This is a genomic window from Bacillus sp. UMB0893, from assembly GCF_002858905.1.
Lineage (GTDB): Bacteria > Bacillota > Bacilli > Bacillales > Bacillaceae > Bacillus_P.
In genome coordinates this window covers 210271-223453 of the sequence record NZ_PKLB01000003.1, presented here as the reverse complement: position 1 = coordinate 223453, position 13183 = coordinate 210271, and the positions used below count along the sequence as shown (strand labels likewise).

The following is a 13183-nucleotide window of genomic DNA, read 5'->3' as shown; positions in this document are numbered from 1 at the left end:
GGGGTGCTACTCAAGATGGAGAATAAAAGTATATTAGGAATAGAAGCGATGCAAAAAGGCGATTTTGAAAAAGCGGCAGGATATTTTTCGGAGTTTATCGAAGAAAACCCGAAAGATGCTGTTGGTTATGTGAATTTCGGAAATTTATTAGCAGCAGTTGGAGAATATGAAAAGGCGATTACTTTTTTTGAAAAGGCAATCGGGCTTGACGAGAACACAACAACTGCCTACTATGGGGCGGGAAATGTATATTACAACGGCGAGCAATTTCAATCCGCCCAAAAAATGTTTTTAAAAGCTGTTCAAAAAGGAATGGATCATTCTGATGTGTACTTCATGCTGGGAATGAGTTATGTGCAAATGGAGCAGCCGCTGCCAGCGCTTCCTTATTTACAAAGAGCAGTTGAATTAAATCAAGAGGATACAGAAGCACGCTTTCAATATGGACTATGTCTTGCACAGCTGCAATCAATTGATGAAGCCATTCAGCAATTTAAGCTGGTTGTAGAGCAGGATCCAAATCATGCAGACGCATTTTATAATTTAGGTGTTGGTTTTGCATTTAAAGAAGATGCAAAAAACGCAATGGAAATGCTGGATCAAGCTTTGGCCATTCAGCCGGATCATGCCATGGCCTCTAACTTAAAGCAGCTGATCCAAACGTTTTGAGAATAAGCAAATAGCAGAAGGGAGGAGATCTTGTGCAGCAAAAGGCGGACCTGTTTCAGGAGCAGGAACGGTTTTTAAAAGGAAAGATACTCACGGTTATCTATCAGAATGACCAAAATCATTATACAGTCTTAAAGACGGAAGTTCTTGAAACGAGCGAAAATTATGATCAAAAAGAAATAACCGTGACAGGCTATTTTCCTCTTCTGCATGAAGACGAGACGTATACCTTCTACGGAATGATCGCGCAGCATCCGAAATTCGGACAGCAATTCCAGGCCGACCATTACCGCAAGGAAATTCCAAAAACGCGTGATGGAGTCATTCAATACCTTTCGAGCGATCTATTTAAAGGGATTGGCAGAAAAACAGCTGAAGCGATTGTAGATGTACTTGGTGAAGGTGCCATTTCAAAAATGATGGAGGATCCTTCTGTACTGGATAATGTGCCAAAGCTCAGCAAAGACAAAGCCAGTCAGCTGCTTGATCAGCTGAAAGAACATCAAGGACTTGAGCAGGCAATGATTATTCTAAATCAGCTTGGTTTCGGTCCGCAGCTTTCGATGAAGATTTACCAGGCATATCAGGAAAAAACAATTCAGGTGATTCAGGAAAATCCATTTCAGCTTGTTAAAGATATTGAAGGAATTGGTTTTGTGCGCGCTGATGAACTCGGCGGACAAATGGGACTTGGCGGAAATCACCCGGAGAGAATTAAAGCTGCCTGCTTTTATACGATCGAAAATCTATGCCTTCAAGAGGGCCATACATATGTATTACTTGAGCAGTTAATCATAAAATCAATGGAATTGCTGAACCAGTCAAAGTATTCAGGTATTCAAGAAACAGATATTTCTGCTCAAATCATAGCACTTGCAGAGGACAACGGAATAATAATCGAGGAAGACAGAGCCTATCTTCCATCGCTCTTTTTTGCTGAGCAAGGCCTGGTTAAAAGCATTCAGCGTGTTCTGCTGCAAACAGAATATGACAGCATGTTTCCCGAATCAGAATTTTTGCTCTCATTAGGAAATTTGGAAGAAAGAATGAAGGTGCAGTACGCCCCAACTCAAAAAGAAGCCATTCAAACGGCTCTGATGTCACCCATGCTTTTACTGACTGGAGGTCCAGGTACTGGCAAGACAACCGTTATTAAAGGGATCGTGGAGCTTTACTCTGATTTGCATGGCTGTTCATTGGATCAAAAAGATTACAAAAAAGATGAACCTTTTCCCATTTCATTGGTTGCTCCAACAGGGCGCGCAGCAAAAAGAATGACGGAAGCGACAGGGCTGCCTGCTGTTACCATTCACAGGCTGTTAAAATGGAACGGAGCAGGAGGCTTTGATCATGGGGAAGATAACCCGATTGGCGCAAAATTGCTGATTGTTGATGAAATGTCAATGGTTGATACGTGGATTGCTAATCAGCTTTTTAAAGCTCTTCCCGAACATATTCAGGTGATTATGGTTGGAGATGAGGATCAGCTCCCATCTGTCGGACCAGGCCAGGTGCTTCGTGATTTGCTTGAATCACAAGCGGTTCCTGTTGTGAGGCTGACGGATATATACAGACAGGCAGAGGGTTCGTCTATCATTGAGCTTGCCCATGATATTAAAAAAGGAATGCTGCCAGCTAACTTGTCTGCGCCCACGAAAGACAGATCATTTATTCGCTGCAGCGGTGCACAGGTAAAAGAAGTTGTAGAAAAAGTGATTTCAAATGCGATAAAAAAAGGCTATACTGCACGCGATGTACAAGTTCTTGCCCCTATGTACCGCGGTTCCGCAGGAATTGATCAGCTCAACATCTTACTGCAGCAGCTATTTAATCCGAAAGCGGAAAATAAAAGGGAAATGAAGTTCGGCGATGCGGTTTACAGATCTGGAGATAAAGTGCTGCAGCTTGTGAATCAGCCTGAGAGCAATGTGTATAACGGAGATATCGGTGAGATTGTGTCCATTTTTTATGCAAAGGAAAACACAGAGAAAGAAGATATGATTGTCATTTCCTTTGATGGCAATGAGGTAACATACACAAAATCTGATTTCAATCAATTTACACATGCTTTTTGCTGTTCCATTCATAAATCACAAGGCAGTGAGTTCCCAATCGTTGTCGTGCCAGTTGTCAAAAGCTATTACAGAATGCTTCGACGGAACTTAATTTATACAGCCATAACGAGAAGCAAGCAATTTTTAATACTTTGCGGTGAGCAGGAAGCGCTGCAGCGGGGGATTGAAAACAGAGACCATTTAAGCCGCAAGACTTCTTTGAAAATGAAACTTGCCAAAGAATATCAGGTTCTTGATGAACTTTCATCTGAGCTTCCATTTGATCTTGCAGATGCAATGATTGGAATGGAAGGCATTACCCCGTATGACTTTATGGAAGACAACAAAATCTAAGAATGTTCGGAAAGGGGGAGTATCTCCTGCGGACATTCACACAGCTAAAGGGCATGCCGGTTGTTGACATTGGAGACGGATCATTTGTAGGCACCGTTTCTGATATTTGTTTCGACGCACACGGTTTTTTTCTGGGGTTGTTAATGGACGAAAAAGGGCTTTTTAGAAAAGGGCGCATTTTTCCGGCAGATTCCATTTTTACGATAGGCCAGGATAGCATAATGATTAACGGCAGAAGCAACCTGAAATCACTTTCTGAATTCAGAAAGGCTTATTTCCTGCAATCACACCAGCGCCTTCAGTATAAAGCGGTGTATTCTACGGAAGGCGAGAAGCTGGGACTGCTCGCAGATGTATATTTTTCTGAACATGTGGGCACCATTGTAGCATATGAACTGACGGACGGATTCTTTGCAGATATGATGGAGGGGAAGAAAAAACTTGAACCTCCGGGGTCTTTAACCATTAGCAAAGATGCAATCGTCATGGATTTTATTCATTAGCGAGGTGCACCGCATTGTTAAAATGCCCAAATTGTAAAAGTAAAGACATTGGGAAGATAGGCGTTAATCAGTATTATTGCTGGGGCTGCTTTATTGAGCTGTCCATATCAAAAGGCCAAATCTTTACCCATCAGGTGGAAGAAGATGGATCTCTTAGCTCCCTGGATGATCTTTTTACAGATGACGATCGTACAATCAGCATGTAGACAGTAAATAGGGGGAATACGCAATGAACCGCAAAATGACCTCAATGCTTTCAGATTTTTTGGAACGCATTCCAATGTCCAAACGTGCAATGAAGAAAATGCGAAAACGAATCATGAGAAAGTTTTAATGTATTAAAATCCCTTGCTTTTTATTAGGCAGGGGATTTTTCATTGTTTAGCTTAAAATAATCGACCTGGAAAAAGTACGTCAAAGCCAGTGAATGGAACAGATAAAAGTGAGTCAAAACGGAGTTTGCAGCACAAAGAAGGCTCTCCTGCTGGAAGAAAGTGCGTCAAAACGGAGTTTGCAGCACAAAAAAGGCTCTCCTGCTGGAAAAAAGTGAGTCAAAACGGAATTTGCAGCACAAAGAAGGCTCTCCTGCTGGAAGGAAATGCGTCAAAACGGAGTTTGCAGCACAAAGAAGGCTCTCCTGCTGGAAGGAAGTGCGTCAAAACGGAGTTAGCAGCACAAAGAATGCTCTCCTGCTGGAAGGAAGTGCGTCAAAACGGAGTTTGCAGCACAAAAAAGGCTCTCCCACTGGTAAAAAGTGCGTCAATGCAGTGAATAGAACAGAAAAATCGTCTTTCTCCCTGAAAAAAGAGCATCATTGAATATCAGCATATCTAGTAGATTTTCAAATGCCCTGCTTAAAGAAAATTCTCACAAAATATTATGAATAGATCTTTTATTATTTTAGGTTTGCCACACAAACGATAAAAATGTCGCCATCATAATTTTTTATTTTTCAAGCATTTCAATTTTTGATGATTTATGTTCAGCTCTCCCAATAACTCGTCGGTCAGAACGGCTCCTCCAAAAAAGTCAAACCCAGTCCTTCTGTCGGATCCTTATATGGCCTGCCTGCGTTGAACAAGCTCTTCTGCATTAAAAATTCCCATGCATATTTCCATCCCTCCTCTCCAAACTATAGATGAGGAGGGATGGCTTTTGAAAGAACGTTATTTAAAATGGCTGATGAGAATCGGCATTTTTCTTTTATGTCTGCTTTCGATTTATGTCTTTTTGAAGCTGAGAGTTCTTTGGGATCCTTTTTTTATTATTATTAAAGCAATCCTTCTCCCTTTTCTGATATCCGGTTTTATTACATATTTGCTTCACCCTGTCATTGAAAGGCTGCATGCTACCGGGGTACCGCGTACACTATCTATATTAATAATCTATATCCTTTTCTTTGGTGGAATCGGTTATGGGTTTTACAGAGGAATACCTGTCATGATAACACAGCTTAAAGATCTCTCTGAAAGCTTTCCGGAATTCGAAAAAAAATATCAGGGATGGCTCTCGATGATTCACAATCAAACAGACCGTTTTCCTGAGGAGGTTCATGGGAGAATTGAATCTGCTTTTCAAAACATTGAAGCATGGATTTCTTATTGGATTGACCGAATCTTAAATAGTGTGGGAAAGACTATGGATTATATTTTAATAATAGCCATCATTCCATTTCTAGTTTTCTACATGCTGAAAGACTATGAGCAAATAAAAAAAGCTGCATGGTATTTAACACCAAAACGGTGGAGGTCAGAAGCGATTATCTTTGTTCGGGATGTGGATCAGTCTCTTGGCAGCTACATCCGCGGTCAGCTGCTTGTGTGCGTCATTATCGGCTTTTTGGCGTTTCTGTCTCTATGGTTTTTTGATATTAAATACCCGCTTGTCATTGGAATCTTAATAGGGATTACGAATGTGATTCCATATTTTGGTCCGATCATTGGTGCGATTCCTGCAGTCATAATCGCCGCATCCATGTCGCTGAATACAGTGCTGATTGTGGTTATCATTATATTTTCACTGCAATTTATCGAAGGGAATATACTCGGCCCATTGATCGTCGGAAGAAGTCTTCACATGCACCCGATAATTATCATGCTGGCGCTTCTTGCTGGAGGGGAAATTGCCGGTATCATAGGCATGATTTTAGCTGTGCCGGTTCTTGCAGTGCTGAAAGTTACACTTATGCATCTTGTTCAATTAAGGAGGCAGCATTGACAATGCGGGGCGCTTGAACTATAATTCTGCCTATACTACATATTTATAGAAAACGATGAAGGAACGAGTATGTTTCAGACCATCTGACAAGAGAGGAATTTCCCAGGCTGAAAGAAATTCCGGGATGAAGGGGAACTGAAGGCTATTCCAGAGTGCAGGAAAAACCTGTCGACTTTACCACGTTACGGTTAAATGAAGTGATGGACAAAACTGTCTATAACCAGGGTGGTACCGCGAGCAATCTCTCGTCCCTGTGAAAATCTCTATGATTTTCGCAGGGACGGGAGTTTTTATTTTGTCAAAATTACGAGGAGGAATAAAGATGAAAACACTAACATCAGCTCAAGTTCGTCAAATGTTTTTAGATTTCTTCAAGGAAAAAGGCCATGCAGTAGAGCCAAGCGCATCTTTGGTTCCTCATGAAGATCCGTCCTTGCTGTGGATCAACAGCGGAGTAGCAACACTAAAAAAATATTTTGATGGCCGTGTAATCCCAGCAAATCCAAGAATCTGCAATGCTCAAAAATCTATTCGTACAAATGATATTGAGAATGTCGGAAAAACAGCCCGTCACCATACATTTTTCGAAATGCTTGGTAACTTTTCTATCGGCGATTATTTTAAAGTAGAAGCAATTGATTGGGCTTGGGAGTTCTTAACAAGTGAAAAATGGATAGGCTTTGATCCGGAAAAGCTATCGGTTACGATTCATCCTGAAGATGACGAAGCTTTCTTGATTTGGAAAGATAAAATCGGAGTGCCTGAAGAGCGCATTATCCGTTTAGAGGGTAATTTCTGGGATATTGGGGAAGGACCAAGCGGACCAAATACAGAAATTTTCTATGATCGAGGCGAGTTTTACGGTAATGATCCGACAGATCCTGAATTATATCCGGGCGGAGAAAATGAACGGTACTTAGAAGTTTGGAATCTTGTATTCTCAGAGTTCAATCATAATTCAGATGGAACATACACGCCTCTGCCGAAGAAAAACATTGATACAGGCATGGGACTTGAAAGAATGGTATCTGTTATTCAAGACGTCCCAACGAACTTTGATACAGATTTGTTTATGCCGATAATTGAATCGACTGAAACCATTTCAGGCGAGAAATACCGTGTGGATATTGAAAAAGATGAAGCATTTAAAGTTGTAGCTGATCATATTCGTACAGTAACATTTGCAGTCGGAGATGGAGCTTTGCCGTCAAATGAAGGACGAGGATACGTTCTTCGCCGTCTTCTTCGCCGTGCGGTAAGGTATGCAAAAAAACTGAATATCAATCGTCCGTTTATGTATGAACTTGTACCTGTAGTTGGCGAAATCATGGTTGACTTTTACCCGGAAGTAAAATCAAAAACGGAATTTATCCAAAAAGTGATTAAAAATGAAGAAGAACGCTTCCACGAAACATTGAATGATGGTTTATCCATTTTAGCTGAAGTTGTAAAAACGCAAAAAGCGCAAGGAAGCCGTGTGATACCAGGTGCCGATGTATTCCGTCTTTATGATACATATGGATTCCCGGTTGAATTAACGGAAGAATATGCAGAAGAAGAGCAAATGGAAATTGATCATGAAGGTTTCAAACGTGAAATGGAAGGACAGCGGGAACGTGCACGTTCAGCAAGACAGGATGTTGACTCAATGCAGGTTCAAGGCGGGGTGCTAGGTGAAATTAAAGCAGAAAGCACATTCGTCGGGTACAGTCAGCTAGAAACGAAAGCAACAGTAGCCGTACTCCTTAAAAACGGTGAACTTGCAGATGAAGCAACTGCTGGAGATGAAGTTCAGCTTATTTTAAATGAAACGCCTTTCTATGCTGAAAGCGGCGGACAAATTGCTGATGAAGGAATGATTGAAAATGATCGTGTGAAGCTGCAAGTAAAGCATGTTCAAAAAGCACCTAATGGACAAAACCTTCATACTGCAGCTGTTATAAGCGGCACTCTTAAAACAAATGATGAGGTAACAGCTGCTGTAAATGAAACTACAAGAAGTGCTGTTATTAAGAATCATACGGCAACACACTTGCTGCATCAGGCTTTAAAAGATGTTCTTGGCGGTCATGTCAATCAGGCAGGCTCTCTAGTGACAGCTGAGAGACTTCGTTTCGACTTTTCACATTTTGGCCAAGTACAGCCAGAGGAACTTGAACAAATTGAACAAATCGTAAATGAACAAATCTGGAAAAGCATTGCTGTAAATATTGAATTAAAACCTATTGCAGAAGCGAAGAAAATGGGAGCAATGGCGTTATTTGGAGAAAAATACGGGGATATCGTCAGAGTTGTTCAAGTTGGAGATTACAGCCTTGAATTGTGCGGAGGCTGCCATGTTGATAACACCTCTTCAATTGGATTGTTTAAAATAGTCGCAGAAACTGGTATTGGTGCAGGAACGAGAAGGATTGAAGCAGTAACAGGTAAAGGTGCTTATCAGCTGATTACAGGCCAGCTGTCCATTCTTTCAGAAGCAGCAGCTAAATTAAAAACCAATTCAAAAGACACAATAGGCCGAATTGATGCTCTTCTAGGAGAAGTGCGCACTCTCCAAAGAGAAAATGAATCATTAACAGCAAAATTGGGCAATGTAGAAGCTGGAAGCTTAGTCAGCAATGCCGTTCAAATTGATGGTGTAACACTGCTTTCAAGTAAAGTAAACGCCAAAGACATGAACAGCCTAAGAACAATGGTCGATGAGCTGAAGCAAAAGCTGGGATCGGCAATCGTGATTCTTGGAGCTGCACATGATGGAAAAGTAAGTCTTGCAGCAGGAATTACAGGTGACTTAGTCGAAAAGGGTTATCATTCAGGCAAATTGATTAAAGAAGTCGCTTCAAGGTGCGGCGGAAGCGGCGGCGGACGTCCAGATATGGCTCAAGCCGGCGGCAAGGATCCTGAAAAGCTTGAGGATGCTTTAAAGTATGCAGAGGAATGGGTAAAAACCATTTAATTTTTCATACGATTCAATCTGCTTTCAAGTGAAATTTGCATAAAGATTTCGCTTAAAAGGGAAATCCGTTTTATAATTTCAATTGTTAGTGTAGAATGTAGGTAAGAATGGACAAGCAGATTCCTACAGGTGAATCTGGGAAAGAGGTGCAAATCGTGAGTTCCTTTGATAAAACGATGAAGTTTAACTTTTCTGAGGATGCAGTTGAGACGAATGTGAATGAAGTATTGTTCACGGTATACGATGCTCTGCAAGAAAAAGGCTATAATCCGATTAACCAAATCGTTGGGTACCTGCTCTCTGGTGATCCTGCATACATCCCCCGTCATCGCGATGCAAGAAATTTAATTCGCAAGCTGGAGCGGGATGAACTAATTGAGGAATTAGTTAAATCGTACTTACACCATCATAGAGAGGAATAATATGCGAATTATTGGGCTTGATTTTGGCTCCAAAACACTTGGAGTCGCTGTCAGCGATGAATTTGGCTGGACAGCACAAGGATTAGAAACGATTAAAATTGATGAAGCCGGCGGAAACTATGGTTTAGAACGACTGAAACAAATCATAGAGGAGCATGGTGCAGATAAAATTGTGCTCGGATTTCCGAAAAACATGAATGGAACTGTCGGACCAAGAGGAGAAGCAAGCCAATTATTTGCAGCAAGGCTTGAAGAAAAATTTGGCCTGCCTGTCATTCTATGGGATGAACGATTATCCACGATGGCCGCTGAACGAGTATTAATATCAGCAGATGTCAGCAGAAAGAAAAGAAAAAAAGTAATTGATAAAATGGCTGCAGTGATGATTTTACAGGGATACTTGGATAGTCTGAATTAAACTGTCAGCAAACTATAGATGAGGTGACTGCAATGGAACACGGAGAAAAACAAATTACAGTAGTAGACGAAAATGGAAATGAACAGCTTTGCGAAATTCTTTTTACATTTGCATCAGAAGAATTCGGCAAATCTTATGTCCTATACTATCCGCTTGGCGAGCAGGATGATGAAGAAGATATCGAAATTCATGCATCAAGCTTTGAACCTGCAGAAGACGGAATAGACGGGGAACTTGCTCCGATTGAAACAGAAGAAGAGTGGGATCTTGTTGAAGAAATGCTGAATACATTCCTTGATAATGAGGAGCAAGAGGAAGAAAAATAAAAAAATCCGTCGAAAGACGGTTTTTTTATTTGGTTTTTTTTATAAAGTAGAATTTTGCAGATTTTATGGAAGCCATTAGGGAAAAAATAAAACAGAAAAATTTTTCTGCCTTACTGCTCAAAAGAAGAAAACGAACAAGATAGTTCCATGGTAGGATTGTCATTGCCGCAACCATCTTAACTTGAAAAAGGTGAAAAACGTACTTTCATTCAAAAATATGCTGGATTTTGGCGAAAAAACAGTGATTATGTAGTATAATCATTTTGATGAAAGGGGGACTGCACAAATAATGTCTGAAGCTGATTCGAACAAACATACATTTCAACATAAACTCCTTGAAAAACAGCAGGAAGCGAAAGTCATCCGAAAGATTGTCCTTGTGATTTTTGCTGGTTTCGTCATTTTGATGACAGGATTAATCGGAGGCGGTTATCTATATATTAAGTCTGCTCTGCAGCCAGTGGATGAAAAGGATAAGAATGCAGTTGATGTCAACATCCCGATAGGGTCTTCAGTTTCAACGATTGCAAGCATTCTGGAAGAGAAAAATATTATTAAAGATGAACGAGTATTTAAATACTATATTAAGTTTAAAAATGAATCCGGATTTCAAGCAGGAGAATATAAGCTAAATCCCTCTATGGAAATCAAAGATATTGTTGCGAGCCTTAAATCAGGGAAAGTGATTACGGATGTCGTCTTTCGAATTCCTGTGCCAGAAGGCATACAAGTAACGGAAATCGCGAAAGGCATTGCAAAGAATACAGGGTATACCGAAAAAGAAATACTGGATCGAATGAACAATAAAGATTTTATCAGTGCCATGCAAAAGAAATATCCTGAAACCATTACGAAGGATATATATGGACAGCATATTAAGTATCCGCTTGAGGGTTATTTTTACCCGGCTACGTATCCTTTTTATGAGGAAAAGCCATCTCTTGATTTTATCTTGGAAGAGATGATTAAAAAGACAAATACGGCTGTCAAACCGTATATTCCCCAGCTGGAAGAAAGAAAAATGACGGTTCATCAATTCCTTACGATGGCATCGCTGATTGAAGAGGAAGCAACACAATCAATCGATCGAGACAAAATTTCCAGTGTGTTTTACAATCGGATCGATGAGAAAATGCCTCTTCAAACAGACCCGACGGTACTTTATGCTCTTGGGGAACACAAAGACCGCGTTTTCTATAAAGATCTTGAAATTGACTCGCCATATAATACGTATAAAGTTCAAGGTCTTCCTCCTGGCCCCATCGCAAATGCAGGCAATCAGTCAATGAAAGCTGCAGTAGAGCCAGAAGAAACGGATTATCTCTACTTCCTTGCTACAAAAAAGGGAGAAGTGATTTTCACTAAAACGCTTAAAGAGCACAATAAGGCGAAAGCAGAGCATATATCAAATAAGTAGGGTTTATTTCTTTAGTGTGTTAATTTCTTTATTCATAGGAAAGATTCAGACCATTTTATTAGGTGAAGAACAGATAAGGGAACGTGAAAATATTCGCATTCCCTTATCTGTTGTGGTAAAATATATCGAGTTGTGAAGACAAAGATAATAAAATGACAAATAATGACAAGAGTTCTCTACAAGGACTCTTATTTTCATGACTTAATTCACACTTTAACGGTGTTTATACTATAAACGCACCATTGTTTGAAGGAGAAGACTATGGAAAACGATACGATTTTAACATATATAGAAAGTCTTCTTCCCGATCAGGACGAAGCGGTCAAGCAAATGGAACAATATGCACTTGACCATGCCGTTCCCATTATGGAAAAGACCGGGATAGAAGTGCTCATCAGTCTTTTGGTGCTGAAACAGCCAAGAAGGATCTTAGAAATAGGCACTGCAATTGGTTATTCCTCCATTCGTATGTGCAAAGCACTTCCTGAAACGGAAATCGTGACAGTTGAGAGAAATGCAGAGCGCTATAAACAGGCACATCTAAATATTGAAGCGAATGCATTGGCAAATCGAATCACTGTTTTGCATGGTGATGCCTTAGAGCTAAAAGAACCTATCGAGGAAAAAGGACCATATGATGTCATTTTCATTGATGCTGCAAAGGGGCAGTATATGCGTTTCTTTGAAATGTACGAACCAATGCTTTCAAAAAATGGATGCATCATCACTGACAATGTTTTATTTAAAGGGCTAGTGGCATCTGAAGAAGAGGATATGTCCTTTCATCGCAGAAGGCGTGCTCTTTTGAGAAAGATACGAACATACAATGAATGGCTAATGTCAAACGAAGCATACCACACGGCCATTTTTCCAGTCGGTGACGGAATGGCAGTTAGTATAAAACGAGGTGAAAAAGATGAATAAACCAGAATTAATTGTAACACCAGTTAAAATTGAGGATATTCTTCCGCTTGCTGAAGCGGGAGCTAATGCTTTCGTCATTGGAGAGCAGCGCTACGGCCTGCGCCTTGCAGGTGAATTTAATCGTGAGCAAATGAAAGAAGCTACAGAACTTGCCCATTCGAAAAATGTAAAAGTTTATGCTGCAATGAATGCTATTTTTCATAATGAGAAGGTCGAAGAATTAACAGATTATCTTAGATTCTTAGATCAAATTGGAGTAGATGCCGTCGTATTTGGAGATCCGGCTGTCTTAATGGCTGCAAGAGAAGCAGCTCCGGACATGTTGCTCCATTGGAATACGGAAACAACAGCAACGAACTGGCATACGTGCAATTATTGGGGAAGAAAAGGCGCTAAACGTGCTGTCCTTGCAAGAGAATTAAGCATGGATTCAATCATTGAAACGAAAGAACATGCTGAAGTTGAAATTGAAGTTCAGGTTCATGGAATGACTTGTATGTTCCAATCTAAGCGTTCCCTGATCGGAAACTATTATGAGTACCAAGGCAAAGCAATGAAGATTGAGAGCATTCAAGAAGAAAAAACGATGTTCCTGCATGATAAAGAGCGCAGCAATAAATATCCGATCTATGAGGATGAAAATGGCACACACATAATGAGCCCAAATGATATGTGCATCATTGACGAATTGTCAGACATGATTGATGCAGGAATTGATTCATTTAAAATTGACGGCGTGCTCCAAACATCTGAATATATCATTGAAGTAACAAAAAAATACCGTCAGGCCATTGATTTATGTACAGATAACCGTGATCAGTATGAAGAAATAAAAGATCAGTTACTTTCAGATATAGAGGACATTCAACCGGAAAACCGTCCATTAGATACAGGATTCTTCTTTAAAGAAACAGTGTATTAAT

The 13183-nt window shown here is 40.4% G+C and carries 12 protein-coding genes and 1 other annotated feature; all 12 genes read left to right on the top strand.

Features of this window, described 5'->3' with window-relative positions:
• Nucleotides 1-15 precede the first annotated feature (15 nt).
• Nucleotides 16-669 (top strand): tetratricopeptide repeat protein, encoded by a 654-nt coding sequence (locus CYJ36_RS09045; protein ID WP_101566938.1) that lies wholly within the window; start codon nucleotides 16-18, stop codon nucleotides 667-669.
• A 32-nt stretch (nucleotides 670-701) separates the two neighbouring features.
• Entirely contained in the window at nucleotides 702-3077 is a 2376-nt protein-coding gene (gene recD2 / locus CYJ36_RS09040) for an SF1B family DNA helicase RecD2 (protein ID WP_101566937.1), read from the top strand.
• Nucleotides 3078-3079: 2 nt separating this feature from the next.
• A complete protein-coding gene (locus CYJ36_RS09035) occupies nucleotides 3080-3580 on the top strand; it encodes a PRC-barrel domain-containing protein (protein ID WP_101566936.1) in 501 nt (166 codons plus the stop codon).
• A 14-nt stretch (nucleotides 3581-3594) separates the two neighbouring features.
• Nucleotides 3595-3786 carry a hypothetical protein gene (locus CYJ36_RS09030; RefSeq protein WP_070879785.1) on the top strand — a complete coding sequence of 64 codons (192 nt, stop codon included), beginning with the start codon at nucleotides 3595-3597 and terminating at the stop codon, nucleotides 3784-3786.
• 949 nt (nucleotides 3787-4735) lie between these two features.
• The gene (locus CYJ36_RS09020; RefSeq protein WP_101566934.1) at nucleotides 4736-5797 is read left to right on the top strand and encodes an AI-2E family transporter; all 1062 of its coding nucleotides are present in this window, start codon (nucleotides 4736-4738) and stop codon (nucleotides 5795-5797) included.
• Between the two features lie 46 nt (nucleotides 5798-5843).
• Nucleotides 5844-6053 (top strand) — a binding site (T-box leader).
• A gap of 66 nt (nucleotides 6054-6119) precedes the next feature.
• Complete coding sequence (gene alaS / locus CYJ36_RS09015) at nucleotides 6120-8753, top strand: alanine--tRNA ligase (RefSeq protein ID WP_101566933.1); 2634 nt, start codon at nucleotides 6120-6122, stop codon at nucleotides 8751-8753.
• Nucleotides 8754-8908: 155 nt separating this feature from the next.
• Nucleotides 8909-9175 carry an IreB family regulatory phosphoprotein gene (locus CYJ36_RS09010; protein ID WP_101567146.1) on the top strand — a complete coding sequence of 89 codons (267 nt, stop codon included), beginning with the start codon at nucleotides 8909-8911 and terminating at the stop codon, nucleotides 9173-9175.
• 1 nt (nucleotide 9176) lies between these two features.
• On the top strand, nucleotides 9177-9593 hold the full coding sequence (gene ruvX / locus CYJ36_RS09005) for a Holliday junction resolvase RuvX (RefSeq protein WP_101566932.1): 417 nt from the start codon (nucleotides 9177-9179) through the stop codon (nucleotides 9591-9593).
• 32 nt (nucleotides 9594-9625) lie between these two features.
• The gene (locus CYJ36_RS09000; protein ID WP_101566931.1) at nucleotides 9626-9919 is read left to right on the top strand and encodes a DUF1292 domain-containing protein; all 294 of its coding nucleotides are present in this window, start codon (nucleotides 9626-9628) and stop codon (nucleotides 9917-9919) included.
• 289 nt (nucleotides 9920-10208) lie between these two features.
• Nucleotides 10209-11336 carry an endolytic transglycosylase MltG gene (gene mltG, locus CYJ36_RS08995; RefSeq protein WP_101566930.1) on the top strand — a complete coding sequence of 376 codons (1128 nt, stop codon included), beginning with the start codon at nucleotides 10209-10211 and terminating at the stop codon, nucleotides 11334-11336.
• A 261-nt stretch (nucleotides 11337-11597) separates the two neighbouring features.
• Nucleotides 11598-12260: an O-methyltransferase gene (locus CYJ36_RS08990; protein WP_101566929.1), complete on the top strand. Its 663-nt coding sequence runs from the start codon at nucleotides 11598-11600 to the stop codon at nucleotides 12258-12260.
• A complete protein-coding gene (locus CYJ36_RS08985) occupies nucleotides 12253-13182 on the top strand; it encodes a peptidase U32 family protein (RefSeq protein ID WP_101566928.1) in 930 nt (309 codons plus the stop codon). Before CYJ36_RS08990 ends, CYJ36_RS08985 begins: the two co-directional genes overlap by 8 nt.
• Nucleotide 13183 lies beyond the last annotated feature (1 nt).

What these genes read in the sequence shown, in the direction of transcription:
- CYJ36_RS09045 (WP_101566938.1), top strand. Translation starts at nt 16, where the DNA reads ATGGAGAATAAAAGTATATTAGGAATAGAAGCGATGCAAAAAGGCGAT.
- CYJ36_RS09035 (WP_101566936.1), top strand. Translation starts at nt 3,080, where the DNA reads ATGTTCGGAAAGGGGGAGTATCTCCTGCGGACATTCACACAGCTAAAG.
- alaS (WP_101566933.1), top strand. Translation starts at nt 6,120, where the DNA reads ATGAAAACACTAACATCAGCTCAAGTTCGTCAAATGTTTTTAGATTTC.
- ruvX (WP_101566932.1), top strand. Translation starts at nt 9,177, where the DNA reads ATGCGAATTATTGGGCTTGATTTTGGCTCCAAAACACTTGGAGTCGCT.
- CYJ36_RS09000 (WP_101566931.1), top strand. Translation starts at nt 9,626, where the DNA reads ATGGAACACGGAGAAAAACAAATTACAGTAGTAGACGAAAATGGAAAT.
- mltG (WP_101566930.1), top strand. Translation starts at nt 10,209, where the DNA reads ATGTCTGAAGCTGATTCGAACAAACATACATTTCAACATAAACTCCTT.
- CYJ36_RS08990 (WP_101566929.1), top strand. Translation starts at nt 11,598, where the DNA reads ATGGAAAACGATACGATTTTAACATATATAGAAAGTCTTCTTCCCGAT.
- CYJ36_RS08985 (WP_101566928.1), top strand. Translation starts at nt 12,253, where the DNA reads ATGAATAAACCAGAATTAATTGTAACACCAGTTAAAATTGAGGATATT.